The 25,282-nt window shown below is 72.0% G+C and carries 20 protein-coding genes; 12 read left to right on the forward strand and 8 right to left on the reverse strand.

What is annotated here, in order from left to right:
- Positions 1-51 precede the first annotated feature (51 nt).
- The 6 genes from infB (at position 52) to MUB56_RS13125 (ending at position 7,634) form a co-directional block, all read left to right on the forward strand.
- The gene (infB, locus tag MUB56_RS13100; RefSeq protein WP_244932327.1) at positions 52-2,988 is read left to right on the forward strand and encodes a translation initiation factor IF-2; all 2,937 of its coding nucleotides are present in this window, start codon (positions 52-54) and stop codon (positions 2,986-2,988) included.
- Between the two features lie 88 nt (positions 2,989-3,076).
- Positions 3,077-3,565, forward strand: a complete 489-nt coding sequence (gene rbfA, locus MUB56_RS13105; RefSeq protein ID WP_244932328.1) for a 30S ribosome-binding factor RbfA — start codon at positions 3,077-3,079, stop codon at positions 3,563-3,565.
- A complete protein-coding gene (truB, locus tag MUB56_RS13110; RefSeq protein WP_280637407.1) occupies positions 3,562-4,437 on the forward strand; it encodes a tRNA pseudouridine(55) synthase TruB in 876 nt (291 codons plus the stop codon). Before rbfA ends, truB begins: the two co-directional genes overlap by 4 nt.
- Before the next feature lie 43 nt (positions 4,438-4,480).
- Complete coding sequence (locus tag MUB56_RS13115) at positions 4,481-5,416, forward strand: bifunctional riboflavin kinase/FAD synthetase (protein WP_244927467.1); 936 nt, start codon at positions 4,481-4,483, stop codon at positions 5,414-5,416.
- A complete protein-coding gene (locus MUB56_RS13120; RefSeq protein WP_244927468.1) occupies positions 5,413-6,411 on the forward strand; it encodes a hypothetical protein in 999 nt (332 codons plus the stop codon). The genes MUB56_RS13115 and MUB56_RS13120 overlap by 4 nt, the downstream gene beginning before the upstream one ends.
- A 32-nt stretch (positions 6,412-6,443) precedes the next feature.
- Positions 6,444-7,634 (forward strand): sulfite oxidase, encoded by a 1,191-nt coding sequence (locus MUB56_RS13125; RefSeq protein WP_244927469.1) that lies wholly within the window; start codon positions 6,444-6,446, stop codon positions 7,632-7,634.
- 86 nt (positions 7,635-7,720) lie between these two features.
- On the opposite strand, the gene MUB56_RS13130 is transcribed toward MUB56_RS13125, so the two are convergent.
- The 4 genes from MUB56_RS13130 to MUB56_RS13145 are packed head-to-tail and all read right to left on the reverse strand — an operon-like array spanning position 7,721 to position 11,841.
- The gene (locus MUB56_RS13130) at positions 7,721-7,978 is read right to left on the reverse strand and encodes an HPr family phosphocarrier protein (protein WP_244927470.1); all 258 of its coding nucleotides are present in this window, start codon (positions 7,976-7,978) and stop codon (positions 7,721-7,723) included.
- A gap of 42 nt (positions 7,979-8,020) precedes the next feature.
- The gene (locus tag MUB56_RS13135; RefSeq protein ID WP_244927471.1) at positions 8,021-10,117 is read right to left on the reverse strand and encodes a fructose-specific PTS transporter subunit EIIC; all 2,097 of its coding nucleotides are present in this window, start codon (positions 10,115-10,117) and stop codon (positions 8,021-8,023) included.
- Positions 10,118-11,077 carry a 1-phosphofructokinase family hexose kinase gene (locus tag MUB56_RS13140; protein WP_244927472.1) on the reverse strand — a complete coding sequence of 320 codons (960 nt, stop codon included), beginning with the start codon at positions 11,075-11,077 and terminating at the stop codon, positions 10,118-10,120.
- Positions 11,074-11,841, reverse strand: coding sequence for a DeoR/GlpR family DNA-binding transcription regulator (locus MUB56_RS13145; RefSeq protein WP_244927473.1), 768 nt, complete (start codon positions 11,839-11,841; stop codon positions 11,074-11,076). The genes MUB56_RS13140 and MUB56_RS13145 overlap by 4 nt, the downstream gene beginning before the upstream one ends.
- 99 nt (positions 11,842-11,940) lie before the next feature.
- Between MUB56_RS13145 and ptsP the strand changes: the two genes are divergently transcribed.
- A complete protein-coding gene (ptsP, locus tag MUB56_RS13150; protein WP_244927474.1) occupies positions 11,941-13,635 on the forward strand; it encodes a phosphoenolpyruvate--protein phosphotransferase in 1,695 nt (564 codons plus the stop codon).
- A 79-nt stretch (positions 13,636-13,714) separates the two neighbouring features.
- Here ptsP and MUB56_RS13155 read toward each other — a convergent pair whose 3' ends face one another.
- Positions 13,715-14,356 carry a response regulator transcription factor gene (locus tag MUB56_RS13155; RefSeq protein ID WP_244927475.1) on the reverse strand — a complete coding sequence of 214 codons (642 nt, stop codon included), beginning with the start codon at positions 14,354-14,356 and terminating at the stop codon, positions 13,715-13,717.
- A complete protein-coding gene (locus MUB56_RS13160) occupies positions 14,308-15,480 on the reverse strand; it encodes a sensor histidine kinase (protein WP_244927476.1) in 1,173 nt (390 codons plus the stop codon). The genes MUB56_RS13155 and MUB56_RS13160 overlap by 49 nt, the downstream gene beginning before the upstream one ends.
- A 110-nt stretch (positions 15,481-15,590) precedes the next feature.
- On the opposite strand from MUB56_RS13160, the gene MUB56_RS13165 reads away from it, so the two are divergent.
- The 5 genes from MUB56_RS13165 (at position 15,591) to MUB56_RS13185 (ending at position 22,453) form a co-directional block, all read left to right on the forward strand.
- Positions 15,591-17,789: an MMPL family transporter gene (locus MUB56_RS13165; protein WP_244927477.1), complete on the forward strand. Its 2,199-nt coding sequence runs from the start codon at positions 15,591-15,593 to the stop codon at positions 17,787-17,789.
- A gap of 51 nt (positions 17,790-17,840) precedes the next feature.
- A complete protein-coding gene (locus MUB56_RS13170; RefSeq protein ID WP_244927478.1) occupies positions 17,841-18,098 on the forward strand; it encodes a DUF6458 family protein in 258 nt (85 codons plus the stop codon).
- Positions 18,099-18,303: 205 nt separating this feature from the next.
- A complete protein-coding gene (rpsO, locus tag MUB56_RS13175; protein WP_110238780.1) occupies positions 18,304-18,579 on the forward strand; it encodes a 30S ribosomal protein S15 in 276 nt (91 codons plus the stop codon).
- A gap of 246 nt (positions 18,580-18,825) precedes the next feature.
- Entirely contained in the window at positions 18,826-21,054 is a 2,229-nt protein-coding gene (locus MUB56_RS13180; protein WP_244927479.1) for a polyribonucleotide nucleotidyltransferase, read from the forward strand.
- Positions 21,055-21,061: 7 nt separating this feature from the next.
- Positions 21,062-22,453, forward strand: coding sequence for a pitrilysin family protein (locus MUB56_RS13185; protein ID WP_244927480.1), 1,392 nt, complete (start codon positions 21,062-21,064; stop codon positions 22,451-22,453).
- Positions 22,454-22,483: 30 nt separating this feature from the next.
- Here MUB56_RS13185 and MUB56_RS13190 read toward each other — a convergent pair whose 3' ends face one another.
- Positions 22,484-24,691: a hypothetical protein gene (locus MUB56_RS13190; RefSeq protein ID WP_244927481.1), complete on the reverse strand. Its 2,208-nt coding sequence runs from the start codon at positions 24,689-24,691 to the stop codon at positions 22,484-22,486.
- Between the two features lie 61 nt (positions 24,692-24,752).
- Positions 24,753-25,280 carry a hypothetical protein gene (locus tag MUB56_RS13195; protein ID WP_244927482.1) on the reverse strand — a complete coding sequence of 176 codons (528 nt, stop codon included), beginning with the start codon at positions 25,278-25,280 and terminating at the stop codon, positions 24,753-24,755.
- Between the last annotated feature and the right edge of the window lie 2 nt (positions 25,281-25,282).

Consider the following 25,282-nt stretch of genomic DNA (forward strand, 5'->3'; position numbering starts at 1 on the left):
CAACACCCCCGGACTTCCGAGCTCGCGGGTCTCGAGGCCAGAAGGAGAAGCGTGGCCAAGACCCGAGTACACGAGCTCGCCAAAGAGTTCGGAGTCGAGAGCAAGTTCGTTCTCGAGAAGTTCAAGGAGATGGGTGAGTTCGTCAAGTCGGCGAGCTCGACCGTCGAGCTGCCCGCGGAGATGCGTTTCCGCAAGGAGGTCGGCGACTCCCTGAAGGCCTCCGGCGGCGCCGCTGCGCCGGCCGAGGCCCCCGCGGCGCCGGCCCCGAAGCCGTCCGCCCACAAGCCCGGCCCCCGCAAGCCCGTCGAAGAGGCTGCGAAGGCCGAACCGGCCGTCGAGGCACCTGTCGCCCCGGCTGTGCCCGCTGCCGAGGCTCCCGCCGCGCCGGAGGCACCTGCCGCCGCCGCGCCGCAGGCTCCCGCACCCAAGGCCGCTCCGCGCCCGGGCCCGAAGCCCGGACCGGCGGCTCCTGCAGAGAAGCCGGCTGCCGAGAAGCCCGCCGCGCCGGAGGCCCCCGAGCCACCCGTGGCGCCGGCCGCCTCGGCTCCCGCCCCCGCTGCTCCCAAGGCGCCGACGCCCGCCCCGCGGCCCGTCGGTCGCCCGGGTGCTCCGCGTCCGGGCAACAACCCGTTCGCCCCGAGCCAGGGCATGGGCCGCAAGCCCACCCCGCCGCGCAGCGGCGAGACCCCGGCCGCTGGTGCGCCGGGTGCCGCCCCGGCTGCCGGTGGCGACCAGCGTCCGCCGCGGCCGCCGGCCGCTCGTGACGGTGGCGCTCCGGGTCGTCCCGGCATGCCGCGTCCGAACCCGGCGATGATGCCCAAGTCCCCGGCCGCCTTCGGCGGTGGCCCCGGAGGCCGTGGTCCCGGTGGCCCCGGTGGTCCGGGTCGACCCGGTGGTGCTCCCGGTCGCGGTGGCCCCGGTGGTGCCCCCGGTCGCGGTGGCCCCGGTGGTGCTCCCGGTCGTCCGGGCGCCGGTGCCGGTGCACCCGGCCGTCCCGGTGGCTTCGGTCCCTCGGGCGGCGGTCGCCCCGGCGGCGGCAACCGTCCCGGCCAGCGCGGAACGACCCAGGGTGCCTTCGGTCGCCCGGGCGGTCCCTCGCGTCGTGGGCGCAAGTCCAAGCGGGCCCGTCGCCAGGAGTTCGAGGCCATGCAGGCCCCGACGATCGGTGGCGTGCGCGTCCGCAAGGGCGACGGCGAGACCGTCAAGCTGCCTCGTGGCGCCTCGCTGACCGACTTCGCCGAGCGCATCGGCGTCGACGTCTCGGCGCTGGTGCAGATGCTGTTCTCGCTCGGCGAGATGGTGACGGCGACCGAGTCGGTCAACGACGAGACGTTCGAGCTGCTCGGTGAGGAGCTCAACTACACGGTGCTCGTCATCTCCCCGGAGGACGAGGACCGCGAGCTGCTCGAGTCCTTCGACCTGGAGTTCGGCGAGGACGAGGGCGACGAGTCCGACCTGGTCATCCGGCCGCCGGTCGTCACGGTCATGGGTCACGTCGACCACGGCAAGACCCGGCTCCTCGACGCGCTGCGCAACGCCAACGTCGGCGCCAAGGAGGCCGGTGGCATCACGCAGCACATCGGTGCCTACCAGGTCGCGGTCGACGTCGACGGCAACGAGCGTCGGATCACCTTCATCGACACCCCGGGTCATGAGGCGTTCACCGCCATGCGTGCTCGTGGTGCCCAGGCCACCGACATCGCGATCCTCGTGGTGGCGGCGGACGACGGCGTCATGCCGCAGACGGTCGAGGCGCTCAACCACGCCAAGGCCGCCGGGGTGCCGATCGTGGTGGCGGTCAACAAGATCGACAAGCCCGACGCCGACCCGACCAAGGTCCGCGGCCAGCTCACCGAGTACGGCCTGGTGCCCGAGGAGTACGGCGGCGACGCGATGTTCGTCGACGTCTCCGCGAAGTCCGAGCTCAACCTGGACAAGCTGCTCGAGGCGGTCATCCTGACCGCCGACGCGTCGCTCGACCTGCGGGCCAACCCGACGCAGGACGCCCAGGGTCTGGTCGTCGAGGCGCACCTGGACCGCGGACGCGGCCCGGTCGCCACGGTGCTGGTCCAGCGCGGCACGCTGCGCGTGGGCGACTCGATCGTGGCGGGCGCCGGCTACGGCCGCGTGCGCGCCATGCTCGACGAGCACGGTGAGAACATCACCGAGGCCTACCCGTCGCGTCCCGCGATGGTGCTCGGTCTGACCGCGGTGCCTGGCGCAGGCCAGAACTTCATCGTGGTCGAGGACGACCGGATGGCCCGCCAGATCGCCGAGAAGCGCGAGTCGCGCGAGCGGGCGGCCATGCAGGCCAAGCGCCGCGTGCGTCGTACCCTCGAGGACTTCATGGCCTCCATGGAGAAGGGCGAGAGCCAGGAGCTCAACCTCATCCTCAAGGGCGACGTGTCCGGCTCGGTCGAGGCCCTCGAGGACGCCCTGTCGCAGATCGACGTCGGCGACGAGGTCAGCCTGCGGGTGCTCGACCGTGGTGTCGGTGCGATCACCGAGACCAACGTCGACCTCGCGGCCGCGTCCGACGCCATCATCATCGGCTTCAACGTCCGGCCCCAGGGCAAGGCGACCGAGATGGCGGAGAAGGAAGGCGTGGAGATCCGGTACTACTCGGTCATCTACAACGCCATCGAGGAGATCGAGGCGGCCCTCAAGGGGATGCTCAAGCCGATCTACGAGGAGTCGGTGCTCGGACAGGCCGAGATCCGCAACATCTTCCGTTCGTCGAAGATCGGCAACATCGCCGGTTGCATGGTCACCAGTGGCCTGCTGCGACGCAACGCGAAGGCGCGGCTGCTCCGCGACGGCAAGATCGTCGCGGACAACCTCGACCTGGCCTCGCTCAAGCGGGAGAAGGACGACGCCTCCGAGGTCCGCGAGGGCTTCGAGTGTGGTCTGGTCCTGAAGAACTACCAGAACATCGAGATCGGCGACATCGTGGAGTCCTTCGAGATGCGCGAGATCGCCCGCAACTGATCCATCCGCCGAGTCGGCGCCAGTTTCCGCACCGTTCGGGAAGCTGGCGCCGACTCGCGTCATTTGAGTCTCTGAGAGAGTGAGCAGCATGGCCAACCCCCGTGTCCGCAAGATCGCCGATCGCATCCAGGTCGTCGTCGCCGAGATGCTGGAACGCCGGATCAAGGACCCGCGCCTCGGGTTCGTGACCATCACCGACGTCCGGCTCACGGGTGACTCCCAGCAGGCCACGATCTTCTACACCGTCCTCGACTCCACCGGCGACGACGAGGCCGCACTCGCGGCCACGGCCGCCGCCCTGGAGTCGGCCAAGGGCCTGCTCCGCTCCGAGGTGGCCAAGCAGCTCGGCACCCGGATCGTCCCGACGCTGACCTTCGTCGCGGACGCCCTGCCCGAGTCGGCCCGGCATCTCGACGAGGTGCTGGCCCGCGCGAAGGCGCTGGACGACGAGGTCGCTGCGCGCCGGGGTGCGGCGTACGCCGGTGAGCCCGACCCGTACAAGAAGCCGCGCGAGGCGGACGCCGCCGACGAGGACGACGCCGACGAGCCCGCCGCCGGTCTCGCCGACGACGAGTGAGCGACCCCGCCACCGCGGCGGGCCTGGTCGTCGTCGACAAGTCGGGGGGCATGACCTCCCACGACGTCGTCGCGAAGGTCCGCCGGCTCGCCGGCACCCGCAAGGTCGGGCACGCCGGCACGCTGGACCCGATGGCGACCGGCGTGCTGGTGCTGGGCGTCAACCGGGCCACCCGGCTTCTCGGGCACCTGATGCTGACCGAGAAGGGGTACGACGCCACCGTGCGCCTCGGCGTCGCGACGACCACCGACGACGCCGAGGGTGAGGTCACGGCCACCGCGAGCGCCGGCCACCTCGACGAGGCGGGCGTGCGCGCGGCCTTCGCCGGGCAGGTCGGCGACCTCGAGCAGGTGCCGACCGCGGTCTCGGCGATCAAGGTCGACGGCAAGCGCGCCTACCAGCGGGTCCGCGACGGTGAGCAGGTCGAGCTGAAGGCGCGCCCGGTGACCGTGCACGAGCTGGTCGTCCACGAGGTCCGCTCGGCCGGCGACCACCTCGACGTGGACCTCTCACTGCGCTGCTCCAGCGGCACCTACGTGCGGGCGATCGCCCGCGACGTCGGTGCCGCCCTCGGGGTCGGCGGGCACCTGACCGCACTGCGGCGGACCGCCGTCGGCCCCTACGACCTGGGGGTCGCGCGGACCCTCGACGAGCTCGGGGAGTCCTTTGCCCTGCTGCCGGTCGCCGAGGCCGCCCGCGCCGCGTTCCCGGCCGTCGAGATCGACGACGAGCAGGCGCGCGACGTCCGGGTCGGACGACCCCTCGACGTACCCCTCGAGGGGCTGGTGGCGGTCTTCGCCCCGGACGGTGAGTTCCTCGCGCTCTACGAGCCGCGCGAGGGCCGTGCCCGCCCGGTCGCCGTCTTCGTCTGAGACCGGCTGGGGGTCCGCGCGCGAGCCTGAGTAGGGTTTCGGCGTGCAGATCTGGCGCTCCCTCCACGACGTCCCGGCCGACCTCGGCCCCACGGCCGTCGTCGTCGGCAACTTCGACGGGGTCCACCTCGGTCACCGACAGGTGCTGGCCCGGGCCCGCGACCTGGCGGACGCGAGTGGCCTGACCCTGGTGGCGGTGACCTTCGACCCGCACCCGATGGCGGTGCTCCGGCCCGAGCACGCTCCGAGCACGCTGACCTCGATCGAGGTGCGCGCCGAGCTGCTGGCCGGGGCGGGCGCCGATGCGGTCCTCGCGGTGCCCTTCGACCTCGACGTCGCGGGCTGGGAGCCCGACGAGTTCGTGCAGCGGGTCCTGGTCGACGCGCTGCGCGCCGCCACGGTCGTGGTCGGCGCCAACTTCCGGTTCGGACGCAAGGCCGCCGGCGACGTGGCGTCGCTGCGCGCGGCGGGGGAGCGGCTCGGGTTCACCGCCGAGGGCATCCCGCTCGACGGCGGCCCGATGGTGTGGTCCTCGACGTACGTCCGCACCTGCCTGGCGACGGGCGACGTCGCCGGGGCCGCCGAGGCCCTGGGGCGCCCGTACGCCGTGCGCGGCACCGTCGTCCGCGGCGACCAGCGGGGCCGCGAGCTCGGCTTCCCGACCGCCAACGTCCCCACCGACGGACTCACCGCCGCGCCGGCCGACGGGGTGTACGCCGGCCGGCTGCAGCGGCTCGACACCGGCGAGATCTTCCCGGCGGCGATCAGCGTCGGCACCAACCCGACCTTCAACGGCGTCCGCGAGCGCCGCGTCGAGAGCTACGTGCTCGACCGCACCGACCTGGAGCTGTACGGCGTCGACGTCGAGGTCTCCTTCGTCGACCGGCTGCGCGGCATGGTCGCCTTCGAGTCCGTCGAGGAGCTGGTCGAGCAGATGGCCGGCGACGTCGAGCGTGCGCGCGAGCTGCTCGCGTCGTGACGGCCGACGTCGACCGGACCGTCGCGGCCACCGATCAGTGGTTCCTGCAGCACGGGCTGGCCTACTTCGTGCCCGAGCAGCGGGCCGCCGTACGAGCGGCGTTGCGACCGCGTCGGATCGTGCCGCTGGTGGTCGGGACCGGGCTCGGCGCCGCGGCCGTCGGTGTCGTGGTGTGGCAGCTCGCCGACGAGGTCGGCTTCCTGCCCTCGGTGCTCTGGACGGTGTTCGGGGTGGCGGCGACCTGGTACGCCCTCACCGCGCTGGAGGCCCGCTCGATCGTCACCTGGGCGCTGCGCCGTACCTTCCGGAGCCTGTGGACCCTGTTGCCGATGATGACGCGGGCGCTGCCGCTGCTGCTGCTCTTCGTGACGTTCCTGTTCGTCAACGCCGAGGCCTGGGAGGTCGCCTCCGGTCTCGACGCCGGTGACCTGTGGCTGATCGTGCTGCTCTTCGGCACCCTGGCGGGGGCGTTCCTGCTGGTGCGGCTGCCCGAGGAGGTGGACCGCACCGACGACCACGTCGACGAGGGCATGCTGCTGAGGGCGACGGCCGACACCCCGCTGGCCGCGATCGCGCGGGAGCTGGTGGACGACCCGGACGCCGATCCGACGTCGTACGCCGAGGTGACGGGGTACGAGCGCTGGAACCTGGTGCTCGTCCTGGTGGTCATCCAGGCGACCCAGGTGCTGCTGCTCGCCGTCGGTGTCTTCCTGTTCTTCATGCTCTTCGGGGCCGTCGTGATGGAGCCCGGCATCGTGGGCGGCTGGACCGGGCTCGGGCAGGACGTGCACACCCTCCCGGGCTTCCCGACCCTCTCGCTCGAGCTGGTCAAGGTGTCGGTGTTCCTGGCGGCGTTCTCCAGCCTCTACCTCACCGTCTCGACGGTGACCGACGAGACCTACCGCGAGCAGTTCTTCGGCAGCGTGCTGATCGAGCTGGAGCGCGCCGTCGGCGTACGCACGGTCTACCTCGCGCTGCGAGCATCAAACTCTTAAGTCAACTGACTAACTGGTGTTAACATCCGGGCATGTCCCGCAACGGCATCACCCGACGCACCCTCCTCGCCGCCGCTGCCGCCGGTGCGACAGCGGCCTCCACTGCCGGCTTCCTCGCCGGCACCACCTGGCGCGCGGTCGCCGGGGCGCCGGCCATCCTCAAGGCGCTGCCGCCCGAGCGGTTCGTCGACTTCGGCACCAACGCGGAGACGCGCTGGGCCTCGGTCGACCCGCGCCGCTACCTCACCCCGCAGCCGGACCTGTTCGTCCGCAACCACACGGTGACGCCGACGATCGACGCGTCGTCGTACCGGTTGCGGGTCTTCGGGGACGCGGTCAGGCGGGAGCGATCGCTCTCGCTGCGCGACCTGCGCGGCTTCCGGCCCGCCGAGGTCACCACGGTGCACGAGTGCACGGGCAACGGTCGTAGCTTCTTCGCCAGCCAGCAGGGCGAGAGCGTCAGCGGCACCGCCTGGACCCTGGGCGCGGTCGGCACGGTGACCTGGCAGGGCGTGCGGCTCGCCGACGTCCTGCGCGCCCTCGGCGTGAGTCGCGACGCGGTGTCGATCCAGGCGACCGGACTGGACCCGAGCTACGCCACGGGCGGGGTCGACTACGGACCGGTGCGGCGCCCGTTCCCCATCACGAAGGCGTACGACGACGCGCTGCTCGCCTGGGGCATGAACGGCCAGCCGCTGCTGCCCGACCACGGCTACCCGCTCCGGCTGGTCCTGCCGGGCTGGGTCGGGATCGCCAGCATCAAGTGGCTGGGCTCGCTCGAGGTCTCCAGCACCGAGCTGACCTCGCCGTGGAACACCAAGTGGTACCGGCTGACCGGTGGCTCGTACCCCGCGGACGCGCCGCCGCTGAGCGTCAACCCGGTCCGGTCGGCGTGGGAGCTGCCGCTCGGGGCGCAGCTGGCCCGCCGGCACCGGATCGAGCTCACCGGCCGGTCGTGGAGCGGGGCCGGGCCGATCAAGCGGGTCGAGGTCAGCCTCGACGGCGGTGCGACCTGGCGGACCGCCAAGCTGGCCGACCGTGGGCGTCGAGGTGCGGGCTGGTCGCGATGGTCGGTCGTCTGGAAGCACCCGGCCGCCGGGGAGCACACCCTGCTCGCCCGTGCCACCGACGTGCGCGGTCGCACCCAGCCGGACGTGACGCCGTACAACAGCAACGGGTACTTCTTCGACGCGGTCGTCCGGCACCCGGTCACCGTCGTCTGACCCACCGATCGCCGAGTGAGCAGAAACAGCGGGCCGAGTCAGCACCAGTAGTGCTGACTCGGCCCGCTGCTTCTGCTGACTCGCGGCTAAGCGTCCAGGTCCTTCTCGACGAGGGCGGCGATGGTGTCCACGTCGGCCTCGCTGTCGCCGGAGACCTCGACCGTGTCGCCCTTGCCGGCGCCCAGGGTCATGATCAGCAGGGCGGAGCTGGCATCGACGGCCTCGTCACCGGGGATGCCGATCAGCACCTCCGAGTCGAGCTCGCCGGCGGCCTCCGAGATGATCGCGGCGGGTCGGGCGTGAAGGCCGACGGCGGAGCCGACGACGACGGACTTGGTGGGCATGGCTTCTCCTTCTTGGGGGCTGGGTGGAGCTGGGGCGATCGCTCAGGCGGACACGGTGGCGGGGTTCCTGCCGATGGACTTCAGGGCGATGACTGCGGCGGCGCCCACGAGGACCCCCGCCGCGAGGGAGACGACGAACCAGATCACGTTGTCGACCGCGAAGAGCACGAAGATCCCGCCGTGCGGGGCCCGGACGCTGACGTCGAGGGCCATGGACAGGCCGCCGGTGACGGCGCTGCCGAGCATGATCCCCGGGATCACCCGCAGCGGGTCGGCGGCCGCGAAGGGGATGGCGCCCTCGGTGATGAACGAGGCGCCGAGCAGCCACCCGGCCTTGCCGTTCTCCCGCTCGGGCACGCTGAACATCCCGGGTCGTACGACGGTCGCGAGCGCCAGGGCGATCGGCGGGACCATGCCCGCGAGCATGACCGCGGCCATGATCTTCAGCTCGGGGGCATCGGAGGCGAGCGCCGCCCCGCCCACGCCGGCGGCCGCGAAGCTGTACGCGACCTTGTTGAGCGGGCCGCCCATGTCGAAGGCCATCATCAGCCCGAGTACGACGCCCAGCAGGATGGCGTAGCTGCCGCTCATGTCATTGAGGGCGTCGTTGAGCTGGTCCATCAGCCAGCCGATCGGCCTGCCGAGCACCACGATCATCAGCAGGCCGGCGATGATCGACGTGAACAGCGGGATGACCAGCACCGGCATCAGGCCGCGCGCCCAGGAGGGCACCTGCCACCCGGCGATCCAGTGCGCGATCAGACCGGCGAGCACGCCGCCGGCGATCGCGCCGAGGAAGCCCGTGGCCGCAGCGGCCGTGTTGCCGGTGATGCCGTCGCCGTTCTGGACGTTGAAGATGTTGGTCGCGAGGCCACCCATGATGAAGCCGGGGGCGATGCCCGGCCGGTCGGCGATGGCGTAGGCGATGTAGCCGGCCAGGGCCGGGACGAAGAACATGAACGCGGTCTTGCCAATGACGAAGAAGAGCGCGCCGAGGTAGGCCATCAGCCCGGAACCGAAGAGGGCGTGCTCGAGGCCGAGCTCATCGACGTCCGGGAGGTCGAAGATCGTGCTGTCGACCATGATCTGGCCGTACCTGTTCTTGTCGGCGACCTCGTAGCCGGCGAGCAGGAAGCCGAGCGCGATCAGCAGACCGCCGGCGGCGACGAACGGGATCATGTACGACACGCCGGTCATCAGCACCCGACGGGTGCGCCCGCCCCAGGTCTCACCTGCGCCGGTCGACGACGTGCTGTCGTCACCACCGGACGAGGAGCCCTCGACGCGGGGCGCGTTCGGGTCACCGGCGTAGCGCAGCGCCTCGGCGATCATCACGTCGCCCTCGTCGATCGGGCGCTTGACGCCGGAGGAGACGACCGGCTTGCCGGCGAACCGGTGCCGGTCCCGAACGCCGACGTCGACCGCGAAGATGACGGCGTCGGCCGCCGCGATGGTCTCGGGGGCCAGCGGCTTCGCGCCGGCCGAGCCCTGGGTCTCGACGGCGATCTCGACCCCCGCCTTGGCGGCGGCGGCCTCGAGGGCCTCGGCGGCCATGTAGGTGTGCGCGATGCCGGTCGGACAGGCGGTGACGGCCACCAGGCGCCGGGTCTCGGCGGGCTGCTCGGACTTCTCGGGAGCAGCTGCGGACGCGGCCGGTGCGGCCGGAGCGGTCGGCTTGGGTGCCGGCGCCGGGCCGAGCACGATCTCGATCTGCTCGACGACGTCCTCGGGCGTCTCGGCCGCACGCAGCGAGTCGGTGAAGGCCGGCTTGACGAGGGCGCGCGCGAGCTTGGTCAGCAGCTGGAGGTGGGTGGCGTCGCCGCCGGCCGGTGCGGTGATCAGGAACGCCAGGTCGGCCGGGCCGTCCTTGGCGCCGAAGTCGACGGGCGGGTCGAGCCGCGCGAACGCCAGCGTGGCCTCTGCCACCCCAGCGGTGCGGCAGTGCGGGATCGCGATGCCGCCCGGGAGACCGGTCGGCGAAGTCGTCTCGCGGGCGAGGGCGTCCGCCACGATCTGGTCGACGTCCGTGGCTCGGCCGGCGTCCGAGACGACGCCGGCGAGGGCGCGGATGACGTCGTGCTTGTCGGACCCGAGGTTCGCGTCGAGGCGGACCAGGGCCGTGGTGATCAGGTCGGACATTCAGTCTCCCTGGGTGGGCCGCAGGTCGCGGACCGAGACGAGCTCGGGCCGGACCTCGGTGGGGTGCGGGATGGTGGTGCCGGGTAGTCCGGCGGCCGCGCTGCCGTAGGCGACGGCGAGCGCGAGTCGTTGCGCTGGTGCTCTGTTCTCGATGTCACCGAGGAGGTACCCGAAGAGGCTGGAGTCCCCCGCTCCGACCGTGCTGACGACCTCGGTCGGCGGGGGCGTGGCGTGCCAGGCGCCGTCGGCCGTGACCAGGACGGCGCCGTTGGCCCCGAGGGTGGCCAGCACCGTCTCGACGCCCCGGTCGATGAGCGAGTACGCCGCCTTCGCCGCCGCCTCCGGGTCGGACTCGAGGACGTCGGGGTCGCCGCCGGTGAAGGAGGCGAGCTCCTCGCCGTTGGGCTTCATCAGGTGCGGCGGCGCGTCGGCCAGCCGCTCGACCAGTGCCCGCAGCGGCTCGTCGCTGGTGTCGACGGCGATCCGGGCGCCGGTGTCGCGCAGGGCGCCGACCAGCTCGGCGTACCACTCGACCGGCGCGCCGGGCGGCAGCGAGCCGGCGAGCACGATCCAGTCGGCCGAGGCGGCCCGTCGGCGCAGCGACTCCGCCAGTCCACGGAGTACCAGCGGGGTCACCGTCGGACCCGGGCTGTTGAGCTTGGTGGTGGTGCCGTCCGGCTCGCTGATGGTGATGTTCACCCGGAGCGTGCCGTCGTTCGGGACCGGGCGGCAGTCGATGCCCGCGGCGAGCAGCTCCAGGACGTAGGGATCGTCCTTCGCCGCGGGGAGCACGGCGATCGAGGGGATGCCGGCGGCGACCGAGGCGCGGGAGATGTTCACCCCCTTGCCGCCCGCCTGGGACAGCACCGACTCGGCGCGCTGCACGGCACCGCGCTCGAGCGGGCCGCCGAGGGTCACCGTCCGGTCGTGGCTGGGGTTGGGCGTGAGCGTGATGATCATGCGGTTCGGACCTCCATTCCGGAGGCGGCGAAGGCCGCCTTGTCCGCGGGGTCGATCCCCGTGTCGGTGACCAGGACGTCGACCTCGGCGAGCGAGGCGAACCGGACCGGGGACTCGATCCCCACCTTGCTCGCGTCCGCGAGGACCACGACCTGGCGGGCGCTGTGGACCATGGCCCGCTTGACGGCCGCCTCCTCGTGGTCGGGGGTGGAGAGACCGTGCTCGACCGAGACGCCGTTGCTGCCGAGGAACACCACGTCCGCGCGGAGCAGGGACAGGGCGGCGACGGTGTCGGCCCCGACGGCGGCCTGGGTCGTCGGCCGGACCCGGCCGGGGAGCAGGTGCAGGTCGACCTGGGGGTTGCCGGCGAGCCGCGCGGCCACCGGCACGGCGTGGGTGAGCACCACCAGGCGGTGGTCGCGGGGGAGCAGGCTGGCCAGCCGGTTGGTGGTGGTGCCGGCGTCCAGCAGGACCGTGGATCCGGCCGGCGGGAGCAGCTCGAGCGCCGCGCGGGCGATCCGCTCCTTCTGTGGCGTGTTGGCCTGGTCGCGCTCGAGCAGGCCCGACTCGATGACCGCGAGGCTGTCGGAGGGGACCGCGCCGCCGTGCACCCGCCGGACCAGCCCCATCCGTTCCAGGGCGGAGAGATCGCGCCGTACCGTCTCGGTGGTGACGTCGTAGCGCTCGGCGAGTACGTTGACCGACAGGCGCCCGTGCTCGGCCACCAGCTGAGCCATCGCCTGCTGGCGTTCTTCGGCGTACATCGCCCGCCACCCTCCCTGTTCCCTGCTCGAATCTGTGTATCTGTTGTTTTAGCCCCGTTTGTGTTGACTGTCAAGGTCGCCGGGCGTTTACTTGTGAGCATGGTCACCGGTTCTCCCGCAGTCCCCTCCGTCGTTCTGACGGGCACCCCCGTCGTCCCGGGTGCGGCGTACGGCCCCGCCCTGCTGGCCCGCGCCGAGATCTCGCCGGCCGCCGTCGAGGCCTTCGGCAGCGGCGGGTACGCCGACGACGAGGCCGCCCTCGCGGCGTACGACGCCGCCGTCGCGGCCGTCGCCGACGGCTTCGCCCGCAAGGCCGAGAAGGCCTCCGGCGCGGCCGCCGAGGTGCTCACCGCCAGTGCCGGTCTCGCCAAGGACAAGGGCCTGCGCGGCGCGGTGCGCAAGCACCTGCGCGCCGGCGACGACCTGCTGGCGTCGCTGCACGCCGGGGTCGAGCAGTTCGTCGGCATCTTCACCGGCATGGGCGGGCTGATGGCCGAGCGGGTCACGGACCTGCGCGACATCGAGCGGCGCGTCACCGCGCACCTGGTGGGGGAGCCCGAGCCCGGCGTACCCACGCCCGAGCTGCCGTCGGTGCTGGTCGCCGAGGACCTCGCGCCGTCCGACACCGCGGGCCTGGATCCCGCGCTCGTCGTGGCGCTGGTGACCGAGCGCGGCGGGCCGACCAGCCACACCGCGATCATCGCCCGCCAGCTCGGCATCCCCTGCGTGGTGGGCGTGGGCGGGGCGATGGGGCTGGCCGGCGGTACCCCGCTCCTGGTGGACGGCACCGCGGGCACGGTCGAGAGCGACCCCGACGCCGCCGAGGCCGAGCGCAAGGTCGCCGCCGACCGCGAGAGCCGGGCCGCCCTGGCCGCGTGGGAGGGACCGGGCCGCACGGCCGACGGCACCGCCGTCAAGATCCTGGCCAACGTCGCCGACGGCGAGTCCTCCTCGCAGGCCGCCGGGGCGCCGGTCGAGGGCGTCGGGCTGTTCCGCACCGAGCTGTGCTTCCTCAACCGCAAGGACGAGCCGTCGGTCGAGGAGCAGGCCCAGATCTACGCCGAGGTGCTGCGTCCGTTCCACGGCAGGTACGTCGTGGTCCGCACGTTGGACGCCGGATCCGACAAGCCGGTCGCGTTCGCGACCCACGAGGGCGAGGAGAACCCCGCCCTCGGTGTGCGCGGGCTGCGGCTCTCCTTCGACAACCCCGCGCTGCTGGAGCGCCAGCTCGACGGCATCGCCGCGGCCGCGAAGTCCACCGACACCGAGACCTGGGTGATGGCGCCGATGGTGGCGACCGTGGCCGAAGCACGGGCGTTCTCCGCGCAGGTCCGCAGCCGGGGCCTGAAGGCCGGCGTGATGGTCGAGGTGCCCTCGGCGGCGCTGCTCGCGCACCGGATGCTCGAGGCGGTCGACTTCCTCTCGATCGGCACCAACGACCTGACCCAGTACGCCATGGCCGCGGACCGGATGGCGACCGACCTGGCGCACCTCACCGACCCGTGGCAGCCGGCCGTCCTCCAGCTGATCGCCATCACCGCCCACGCCGGGCAGCAGGCCGGCAAGCCGGTCGGGGTCTGCGGGGAGGCGGCTGCCGACCCGCTGCTCGCGTGCGCGCTCGTCGGCATGGGCGTCACGTCGCTGTCGATGGCCGCCGCCGCCGTACGCCCCGTCGGCGCGCGGCTCGCCTCGGTCACGATGGATGTCTGCGAGGAGGCCGCCGAGGCGGCGCTGTCCGCCGCCGACCCGATGGCCGGGCGCGCGGCGGTGCTCGGGGTGCTGGAGCGGGCCTGAGGCCTTCGCACGCAGCGGACGTCATCCGGACGGAGCCGTAGGTGGCTCCATCCGGATGACGTCCGGCACGCGGGTCAGGTCAGAGCCGCAGCCAGGCCAGCACGGCGCGGACCCGGCGGTGGTCGTCGGTGTCGAGCGGGAGGTCGAGCTTGGTGAAGATGCCGTTGATGTGCTTGGCGACGGCCTTCTCGGTGACCACGAGCTCGGTGGCGATGGCGGTGTTGGACCGGCCCTCGGCCATCAGCGCGATCACCTCGCGCTCGCGCGGGCTGAGCCGGTCGACGGGCTCCTCGCGGCGGCGGGCCATGATCGTGGCCACGACCTCGGGGTCGAGGACGGTGCCGCCGGCGAGCACGCGTCGTACGCCCTCCACGAACTCCTCGACGTCGGCGACCCGGTCCTTCAGCAGGTAGCCGACCGCGCCCTCGCCGCTGGCGAGCAGCTCCCGGGCGTAGAGGTGCTCGACGTACTGCGAGAGCACCATGACGGGGAACGCCGGCCGCTCCGTGCGTACACCGATCGCTGCACGCAGGCCCTCGTCGGTGTGCGTCGGTGGCATCCGGACGTCGAGCACCGCCCCCTCCGCCTCCGGGAGCCGGAGCGCGGTCTCGAGGTCGCCGGCGTTGTCGACCGCCGCGACGATCGTGAACCCGTTGCCCTCCAGGAGCTGGATCAGGCCGGCCCGGAGGAGGGCGTGGTCTTCGGCGAGGACAAGCCGCACGGGACCTCCAGGGTGACGATGGTCGGCCCGCCGGTCGGGCTCGAGACCATCATCGTGCCGTCGAAGGCTCCCAGACGCCGCATGACACCCCGCATCCCGGTCCCGGCGGCGGAATCGGCGCCCCCGCGCCCGTCGTCGCCGACCTCCGCGCGGAGCATTCCGTCGCGGTGGGAGACCCGGATCCACGCGTGCTGGGCCTGTGCGTGCTTGCCGATGTTGGCCATGCACTCGGCCACCGCGAAGTAGACGGCCGACTCCACCGGGGCGGGCGGGCGGCCGGGGAGCGACGCGCTCACGTCCACCGGGACGGCCATGTCCAGCGCGAGCGCCTCGACGGCGCCGGCGAGGCCGCGGTCGGCCAGCACCGGCGGGTGGATGCCGCGCACGACGGAGCGCAGCTCGCCCAGCGCGGCGGTCGTGGTCGCCCGCGCGTCGCTGACCATCTTGCGCGCGGCCTCGGGGTCGCGGGCGAACATCGAGTCCGCCATCCCGAGGCTCATCGACAGCGCGACGAGGCGCGCCTGGGCGCCGTCGTGCAGGTCGCGCTCGAGTCGGCGCAGCTCGGCGGCGGAGTGGTCGACCAGGTCCGCACGGGTCTCGGTGAGCTGCTGGACCCGCTGCTCGAGCCGCTCGGTGGTGCCGGGGGAGAGGAGAGCCCGGTCCAGGGCACTGCGCAGCCGCATCAGCGGCGCCGCGGCGTACCACCACACCCACCAGGTCACCACGCCGATCAGCAGCACGACGACGAGCAGCGAGATCGCGAAGCCGACCGTCATCATCATCAGCATCCAGCCCAGGTCGCGCCAGGTCATCGGGTCCAGTGCGATGGCCCGCAGCCGCTCGACCGGGCCCAGCCCGCGCAGCGGTGCGTACGGCGCGGGCAGCGGGTGACCGAGCACCCGTCCGGCCATCCGGCGGTGGGCGTTCGCGAGGGCGCGGGTGGCCGGCACCGCGGCGGTGAGGAGCAGGGCGCCGACCCAGACGATCATCAGCACACCGCCGACGACCCAGAGCACGAACAGCAGCACGACCGGCACGAACGCCAGCACCTGGAGCCCGGCGTACCCCGTCATCAGCAGTCGGCTCGGCGGCCGGAGATCGAGGGCAGGGGGAGTCGCGTTCACCCCCTCATCCTCGCGGAAACAGCGGGTGCGGCGCGGTGGTGCTGGCACCACCCCGGGTCCGGGTCCGCACGCCCCTGTCGGACGGTCCGCCGATCACGAGGCTGGGAGCCATGACGAATCCCCTCACCTCAGTACCCATCCGGGCCGCCCGCTGGAGCGCCGCCCACCCCTGGCGGGCCGTGCTCGGCTGGCTCGTCCTGGTCGTCGTCGCGGTCGGCCTCGCCGCCGCGGTTCCCACCCAGGAGACGACTGATGCGGACTACCGGCTCGGCGAGTCCGGTCGCGCCGATCAGCTGATCGCGGACGCCGGCCTCGAGGAGCCGTCGTCCGAGATGGTCCTCATCACCGGCGACGCCGCCGCCGCCGACGCGGCGGCGGCCGACCTGGTCACCGCCATGACGGCCGCCGACGGCGTCGACGAGGTCGCCGAACCGCAGTGGAGCCCGGACCGCTCCGCGCTGCTGATCGCGGTCCGGCTGGCCGAGGACGGCGCGGACGACCCGGACGACGCGGAGACAGTCGCGCCACTGCGCGCGGTCACCGACGAGGTCGCGGCCAACCATCCCGACGTGTCGGTCCGCCAGACGGGCGACCTGTCCCTCGACGTGGCGATCGACGAACGGGTGGCCGACGACCTGGCATCGGCCGAGGTGATCAGCCTCCCGGTCACGCTGCTGCTGATGCTCGTCGCGTTCGGCGCACTGATCGCCGCCGGGCTCCCGGTGCTGCTCGCCGCGACCAGCGTGGCCGCCACGATCGGCATCAGCGCGCCGCTCTCGCACCTGGTGCACGCGGACTCCACCGTCACCAGCATGATCGTGCTGATCGGCATGGCCGTCGGCGTCGACTACTCGCTGTTCTACCTCAAGCGCGAGCGTGAGGAGCGGGCCAAGGGCCACAGCACGCTCGACGCCGTGGAGATCGCGGCGCAGACCTCCGGGCACTCGATCCTGGTCTCCGGCGGCGCCGTGATCGCCTCGATGGCGGGCCTGTTCCTGATGGGCGACACGACCTTCAACTCGCTGGCCGTCGGCTCCATCCTCGTCGTCGCCATCGCCGTCCTCGGCTCGATCACGGTGCTTCCCGCGCTGCTCGCCGGCCTCGGCCGCTGGGTGGACCGGCCCCGGGTGCCGCTGCTGTGGCGCCTCAACTCCCGCATCGGACGCGGTGGCATCAGCCGCCGGCTGCTCGCGCCGGTCGTCCGCCACCCGAAGGTCGCCCTGCTGCTGGCCGGCACGATCGTCGTGGCGCTCGCCCTGCCCGCCCTCGGGATGAAGACCCACTCCGCCAACCTCGAGACGCTCCCGGCGTCCATCCCTGAGGTGCAGACCATGCGTGAGGTCTCTGCAGCGTTCCCGTCCGAGGGCTCGGTGGCCGACGTGGTGGTCCACGCCGACGCCGAGCAGCAGGACGACGTCGTGGCCGCGCTCGAGCAGCTCGACCGCGACGCCGCCGCTACCGGCTCGTTCGTGAGCACCGGTGCGCCGGTCCTGACCTCGGACGACGGTCGGACGTCGGTGCTGGAGATCTCGATGCCCTACGAGGAGTCCGACGAGCGGGTCGACGACGCGCTGCGCCAGCTGCGCGAGGAGCTGCTCCCGATCGCCGGCCTTCCGACCGGCTCCGAGCACGCCGTGGGCGGTGGCCCGGCGGAGTCGTTGGACTTCGTCGAGCGCCAGCAGCAGCGGCTGCCGCTGATCATCGGGTTCGTGCTGCTGCTGACGCTGGTGATCATGGCCGCGACGTTCCGCAGCCTGCCGGTCGCGCTGGTCTCCACCGTGCTCAACCTCGGTTCGGTCGGGGTCGCCTTCGGGCTGATGACCCTGGTCTTCCAGCACGGGTGGTTCGAGTCGCTGCTGGGCTTCGAGAGCTCCGGCTTCGTCATCGACTGGCTGCCGCTGTTCGTCCTGGTGGTGCTGGTCGGGCTCTCCATGGACTACCACGTGTTCGTCGTCAGCCGGATCCGGGAGTACGTCGATCAGGGCCTCCCGACCCGGCTCGCGGTCCAGCGGGGGGTCGCCGACACCGCGGGCGTGGTGACCAGCGCCGCCGCCGTGATGGTCTCGGTGTTCGCGATCTTCGCGACCCTGTCCATGCTGGAGATGAAGATGATGGGCGTCGGGCTCTCCGCCGCGATCCTGCTCGACGCGACCCTGGTCCGGCTGGTGCTGCTTCCCGCCGCGCTGGTGCTGCTGGGGGAGCGCGCCTGGTGGCCGACCCGTCCGGTCGCTCCGCGGGGCGAGCCGGTGGTGGGGACCGACCCGGCGTACGTCGACGCCCCAGGGTTTGCGGAGGCGCCGCATCGGTGACTAGTGCGGGCAGACCGTCCACAGGGGAACGGCCAGACGAAAGGAACCGCTATGGGCTACGGACTGGGGATCTTCCTCCTCGCCCTCGGCTTGATTCTCGCGTTCGCCGTCGGTGACTCCATCGGCAGTGTGGACCTCTACACAGCAGGCCTGATCCTGGCCGGCGTCGGCGTGCTCGCCCTCGTGCTGACGGTCGCCTCGACCATGGGTCGTCGCCGCACGGGCACCGTCGCCACGACGACCCACCCCGACGGCTCGCAGACCGTCCAGGAGCGGCGTTCGACCCACGCCGACCCCGGCGGCATCTGAGCAGTCCCGCGACCTGCCGTCCATCCCGCGAGGGATGGGCGGCAGCTCTGCATTTGGGGCCTGTGCGGTCGCGCGATAGCCTTGATCGGTTGTCCGTCACGGGCAGCCGCACCATCACACCATCGCCGTACAACGGCCGCGGATCCAGAGTGCCCGGGTGAACAGGCCCCGGCGCGCCGCGCAGCGAACCAGAGAGGGAGCCCGCATGTCTATCGGCACCGACGCGGAGACCAAGAAGAAGATCATCGCCGAGTACGCCACGACCGAGGGCGACACTGGTTCGCCCGAGGTGCAGATCGCGCTGCTCAGCTTCCGGATCAGCCACCTGACCGAGCACCTGAAGACGCACAAGCACGACCACCACAGCCGGCGTGGCCTGCTGCTGCTGGTCGGACAGCGTCGTCGGCTGCTGAACTACCTGCAGAAGACCGAGATCGCGCGCTACCGCTCGATCGTCGAGCGCCTCGGCCTGCGCCGCTGACGCACCGTGAAGGGCCCGCCTCGGTGGGCCCTTCACGCTTTACTGGCCCGGCCCCGTGGCTGCGCTAGATTTCCAACTGAACACCCCACCACAGGAGCGACCCGCCCGTTCTGGCTCGGTCCTCGGTAGTGGCTCTCAGGACGCCGACGTGGTCGGCTCCGTGCTGCGGGCCTCGATCGAAGACCGGCCTTCGCTTATCAAGCGGGACGCCGTGGATCGCTCCGCGAGCAAGACAAGGACGAATCCTTGACCGATCCCGTCATCCACGCCGTCGAGACTGTTCTCGACAACGGCAAGTTCGGCACCCGCACCGTCAAGTTCGAGACCGGGCTGCTGGCCCGTCAGGCCGCGGGTTCCGTCACCGCGTACCTCGACGACGACACGATGCTGCTCTCGGCGACCACCGCAGGCAAGCACCCGAAGGACCACTTCGACTTCTTCCCCCTGACGATCGACGTCGAGGAGCGGATGTACGCCGCGGGCAAGATCCCCGGCTCGTTCTTCCGCTCCGAGGGTCGCCCCGGCGAGGACGCGATCCTCACCTGCCGTCTGATCGACCGCCCGCTGCGCCCGACCTTCAAGAAGGGTCTGCGCAACGAGGTCCAGGTCGTCATCACCGTCCTGGCGCTCAACCCCGACGCGCCGTACGACGTGCTGGCGATCAACGCCGCGTCGCTGTCGACGCAGCTCTCCGGCCTGCCGTTCTCCGGCCCGGTCGGCGGCGTCCGCGTCGCGCTGATCGAGGGCCAGTGGGTCGCCTTCCCGTCCCACAGCCAGCTCGAGGACGCCGTGTTCGACATGGTCGTCGCGGGCCGCGTCACCGACACCGGCGACGTCGCGATCATGATGGTCGAGGCCGAGGCCACCGAGCAGGCCTTCACCCTCGTCCAGGGCGGCGTCCAGGCGCCGACCGAGGAGATCGTGGCCGGCGGCCTCGACGCCGCCAAGCCGTTCATCAAGCAGCTCGTCGAGGCGCAGCAGCAGCTCGCCGGCGTCGCCGCCAAGCCGATCCAGGACTTCCCGGTCTTCCTCGACTACGAGGACGACGTCTTCGAGGCCGTCGAGGCCGCCACGAAGGCCGACCTGGCCGTCGCGATGACCATCGCGGACAAGCTGGAGCGCGAGGCCAAGACCGACGAGCTCAAGGCCGCTCTGCTGGAGAAGCTCACCGGCCAGTTCGAGGGTCGCGAGAAGGAGATCGGCGCGGCGTTCCGCTCGGTCAGCAAGCAGGTCATGCGCGAGCGCGTGCTGCGCGACAACATCCGCATGGACGGTCGCGGCCTCGCCGACATCCGCCCGCTGCACGCCGAGGTCGACGTGATCCCGCGCGTCCACGGCTCGGCGCTGTTCGAGCGCGGCGAGACCCAGATCCTGGGTGTCACCACGCTCGACATGCTGAAGATGGAGCAGCAGCTCGACACGCTGTCGCCGGAGAAGCACCGCCGCTACATGCACAAGTACGTCTTCCCGCCGTTCTCCACCGGTGAGACCGGCCGCGTCGGCTCGCCGAAGCGCCGCGAGGTCGGCCACGGTGCGCTCGCGCGCCGCGCCCTGCTGCCGGTGCTGCCGACGCGCGAGGAGTTCCCCTACTCCATCCGCCAGCTCTCCGAGGCCATGGGCTCCAACGGCTCGACCTCGATGGGCTCGGTCTGCGCCTCGACGATGTCGCTGCTGCAGGCCGGTGTGCCGCTGAAGGCATCGGTCGCGGGCATCGCGATGGGCCTCATCTCCGGCGAGGTCGACGGGCAGACGTCGTACGTCGCGCTCACCGACATCCTCGGGGCCGAGGACGCGTTCGGCGACATGGACTTCAAGGTCGCCGGCACCCGCCAGTTCATCACGGCCCTCCAGCTCGACACCAAGCTCGACGGCCTCCCGGCCGAGGTCCTGGCTGCCGCGCTGAACCAGGCCAAGGATGCTCGTCTCGCGATCCTCGACGTGATGGCCGAGGCCATCGACGCGCCCGAGGAGATGGCGTCGACCGCGCCGCGGATCATCACCGTGAAGATCCCCGTCGACAAGATCGGCGAGGTCATCGGTCCGAAGGGCAAGGTGATCAACCAGATCCAGGACGACACCGGCGCGTCGATCTCGATCGAGGACGACGGCACCATCTACATCGGTGCCACCAACGGCGAGGCGGCCGACGCCGCCCGCGCCGCCGTCAACGCGATCGCCAACCCGACGATGCCCGAGGTCGGCGAGCGCTACCTCGGCACCGTCGTGAAGACGACGAACTTCGGCGCCTTCGTCTCGCTGATGCCCGGCAAGGACGGCCTGCTGCACATCAGCAAGCTCCGCCCGCTCGCCGGCGGCAAGCGCGTCGACGCCGTCGAGGACGTCCTCTCCGTGGGCCAGAAGATCCAGGTCCAGATCGGCGAGATCGACGACCGCGGCAAGCTGTCGCTGGTCCCGGTCGTCGAGGAGACCGAGGGCACCGAGGGCACCGACGAGGCTGCCTCCGAGGAGGCCTGACCTCCACGTGGCACCCCGCACCGAGCCGACCGGCCAGCAGTCCTCTGCTGGCCGGTCGGCCCGTTCTCCCCAGCGTCCGGTCCCGAAGCCGACCCAGAAGGTCGGCTCGACCAGGACGCTCCAGACCGTCCGCGACGCCGACGGGCAGGTGACATCGCTGGTACGTCGTACCGTCCTGCCGGGCGGGCTGCGCGTGATCAGCGAGCACCTGGCCGGTGCCCGCTCGGTCGCCATCGGCGTCTGGGTCGGCGTCGGCTCGCGCGACGAGTCGGCGACCCTGCACGGCTGCTCGCACTTCCTGGAGCACCTGCTGTTCAAGGGCACCGCCGAGCGCTCCGCGCTCGACATCTCCATCGCCCTCGACGCGGTCGGCGGGGAGTTCAACGCCTTCACCGCCAAGGAGTACACCTGCTTCCACGCGCGGGTCCTCGACGAGGACCTGCCGCTGGCCGTCGACGTGCTCGGCGACATGATCACCGGCTCGTCGATCGCCGACGAGGACGTCGAGGCCGAGCGCGACGTGATCCTCGACGAGCTCGCGATGCACGACGACGACCCCGACGACGTCGTGCACAACCTCTTCGCTGAGCAGGCCTGGGGCCGCAACTCAGCCCTCGGGAGGGACATCGGCGGCACCGAGGACTCGATCAGGGCACTGACCCGCGCCCAGATCCTGCGTTTCTACCGCAAGCACTACCGGCCGGCGAACCTGGTCGTCTCGGTCGCCGGCAACGTCGACCACACCGCGCTGGTGCGCCAGGTTCGCAAGGCCTTCGGGCGCCACGACTTCCTGGCCGGTGACGAGACCCCCGCGCCCCCGCGTCCGGCCGCGAAGACCGTCCGGGTACACCCCGGCACGGTCGAGGCGACCCGCCCCTTCGAGCAGGTCAACGTCGTGCTCGGGATGATGGGCCTCACCCGAAACGACGAGCGCCGCTTCGCGCTCGGCGTGCTGAACACCGCCCTCGGCGGCGGCACCTCCAGCCGGCTGTTCCAGGAGGTGCGCGAGCGCCGCGGCCTGGCGTACTCGGTCTTCTCCTTCGCGAGCAGCCATGCCGACTCCGGCCTGGTCGGGGTGTCGGTCGGCTGCCTGCCCAGCAAGCTCGACGACGTGCTCGAGGTGATCCGCGGCGAGCTGGCGAAGGTCGCCGCCGAGGGCATCTCCGCCGACGAGCTCGCCCGCGGCAAGGGTCAGCTCCGGGGCGGCCTGGTGCTCGGTCTGGAGGACTCCGCGTCCCGGATGTCGCGGATCGGCAAGGCCGAGCTGGTGTACGACGAGCTGCTCAGCATCGACGAGGTGCTGGCCCGCATCGAGGCGGTCACCCTCGACGACGTCCGCTCGATCGCGGCCCAGGTGTTCGGCCAGCCCGAGATCCTCGCGGTGGTCGGCCCCGCCTGATCGGCCGCACAGTGGGTGCGGCGGGCGGCCCTACTCGAAGTCCTCGGCCTCGTCCTCGATCTCCTCGAGGAGGTCCTGGGCCCGGGCGGCCTGGGCGGCGAGGGCCAGCGACTGCGCCGACTTGCCGCTGGTCGAGCCGGGCGCCGTAGCGGGGGCCTCCGGGGCGGGCGCCGTCGAGGGGTCCACGATCGGTGCGGTCTCGGCGGCGGCGACCAGCTGCCGGACCTTGGCCCCCACGTCCAGGGCCGCCTGGCGCAGGTCGTCCAGGGAGCCGGCGTCCATCGTCTTGAAGTAGTGATGCTCCTTGAGCCTCGCCGGGTCGTCCTTCGCCGGTCCGTTCTTCTCCGCCACGTGGTGTGCCGCCAGGGTGCGCAGGGTCTCCACGTCGGCGTCCACGAGGAGCTTGGCGCCGTGGGCCTGGGTGATCAGGCCGCCCTCGGTGAGGTGGGGGATCGCATCGACCATCCGGTCGGCGTACTTGCCCATCTTGAACGCGGCGTACCAGTGGTCGACGCCGTGCTCGCCGTGTCCCTTGCCGTAGTGCTCGTAGTCCTTCAACACGTCGCCGAGGTTGTCGGTGAAGGCCTGGTACCACTCCTGGACCGGGATGATCGCCTTCACGTCGAAGCCGCGCTCGGTGCTGAGCTTCTTCTTGGTCTGCATGCCCATGACGGCGTGCACGGTCGCGCCGCCGGATCCGTAGACCTCGTTGGCGTACAGCTGGGCCATGGACAGCTCGCCGGACAGCCGGGAGACGAGCAGCTTGAGCTGCTCGGGGTCGGCGCCCTGCTTGCCCTGCGCGACGGCGTTGCGCAGCTCCGCGATCTGCAGGCGCATGTCCTTGACCTGCAGGAGCTTGTCCTCGTAGAGCTTGTTCGCGGCCCGCATCCTGAGCGCGCCCTGGAGGTAGTGCTGGTTCTCCTGCTGGTCCCACGCCGACTGCTCCAGCTGCTTCTCGGTGAGGTGCAGGTCCTTCTCGAGGTGGACCATCATGCCGACCAGGCGCTCCTCGAAGCCCTTGGCCCGGGACCGCGCCGTCGCCAACCGCGCCTGCTGCTCGGCCTGCTGCTTCGGGTCGCGGATGCCCGCGATCGTCTGCAGGACGTAGCCGTCCCAGTCGGCGTCGTCGGGCATGTAGCGGGCCACATGGACGAGGGCCCAGATGTCCTGCTCGCGGTCGCGGGCCGCGGCGTCGGCGGCGTCCGGCTGCTCGGGGTTCTCCGACTTGGTGGTGAACGACTTCTTGTCCTCGCTGTCGGTCTTCCCGTGGATGAAGTCCATCGCGTAGACGTTGAGGTCGAAGACCGTGCCGGGGTCGAAGGGGACGTCGAGGAGCTTGCGGAAGGCCTCGTTGTAGGCGCGTACCGCCAGCTCGCTGTTGACGCCGCCGGTCGAGACGTCGACGTCGGAGGTCACCGTGTCGGCGCCGACCGAGCCCTTGTAGTCGACCTGGTCCTTGCCGGGGAGTCCGCGCTGCATGGTGAGCCGGTCTCCGAGCTTGGTGTTGCCCTTCAGCTGCGCCGCCCGTTCCTTCAGCTGCCTGTTCACGCCGGCCTGGGCGAGCGGCTTCACCGCCTGGTGGACGGCGCCGCGGTACACGGTGAGCGCGGACATCAGCTGCAGTGACAGGCGCTCGTGCCACGCAGGCGTCTTGCCCTGCGGCCACTTGCCGAAGACGAGGCAGGACTTCGCGCGGAACCAGTCGGCCTCGAACGCGCCGAGCAGCACGTCACGGAGCGGTCCGTCGAAGCGGGTGTCGTGGACCATCCGGGCGACGTGCTTGTCGGAGCACGCGACCAGCTCGTCCAGCGTCGTCGGCGCGCTGTTGAACGAGGTCAGCTGGTCGGCGGCTCCGGTGAGGTTCGCGCGGTCCGGGATGTCGCCCACGGAACGGGCGGGGCCGCGGACGTACGGCGCCGCAGCCGCCCCCGTGCGTGGTGGGGCCTCGGGGACCTCCGTCCGGCGCAGAGGGCCGGCGGACGGAGCGACCTGGCGGCGCAGGTGCTCGCACCCCGGACCGTGCACGTGGGCGTCGGCGTCCGCACCGCGGAGCCGGGAGAGCGCGGAGTCGGCCACCCGGTCGGCGTCGGTCTCGGCACGGTCCTCGGCGTGACCGACGACCAGGCGACCGGCCGCGGCGAGTGGCACGGGTGCCGCTGGGGCTGCGGGCCTCGGCGCGGCCGACGCGACGGCAGCCCGGGGTTGCGCCTGCTCCGCGTGCTGGTGGCTGCTGCTCATGACCGCCTGCTCCATTCCGTGGGTGCTCGTGTCCGGGACGGCCGGTTCCGGTCGCGACGGTCTAACCAGGAAGGTCGGCGGGGGCGAACAGGTCGGCCTGGATGCGCGCGAAGGCGATGCTCAGTTCGTCGTACGACGCGCCACGGCAGGCCTGCGCCACCAGGACGTCGTAGTGGACGACCGCGTGGAAGACCATGGTCAGCGTCCAGGCGACCACCGCCGGGTCGAGCGGATCGATCGCCACGGCATGGACGTGTCGGAACACCACGGATGAGAACGTCTCGCCGAGCTCGAAACCGGTCGTCACCAGGTTGGTGTTCAGCAGGTGCAGGAGCCGCGCGACCACCGGCACCGTCTCCAGCGGCACGTCGTGGTCGAGCACCACCATGTACTGGAGCACGGCGGGGTCGTCGTGCCCGGGCAGGAAGAGGACGTGGACCGTCGGGTCCGCTCCGGCATCGCCGTCGCCGAGCGGGACCACGAGCTGCGCCGGGGCGTCGCCCACGGGCGCGAGCACCCAGCCGGGGATCTCGGCGGTGTGCAGCTCCTCGGCCAGCAGCTCGAGGAGCCGGTGGGCCGGGTCCTCCACGA

The organism is Nocardioides sp. W7, from assembly GCF_022919075.1.
In the GTDB taxonomy this organism is placed as follows: domain Bacteria; phylum Actinomycetota; class Actinomycetes; order Propionibacteriales; family Nocardioidaceae; genus Nocardioides.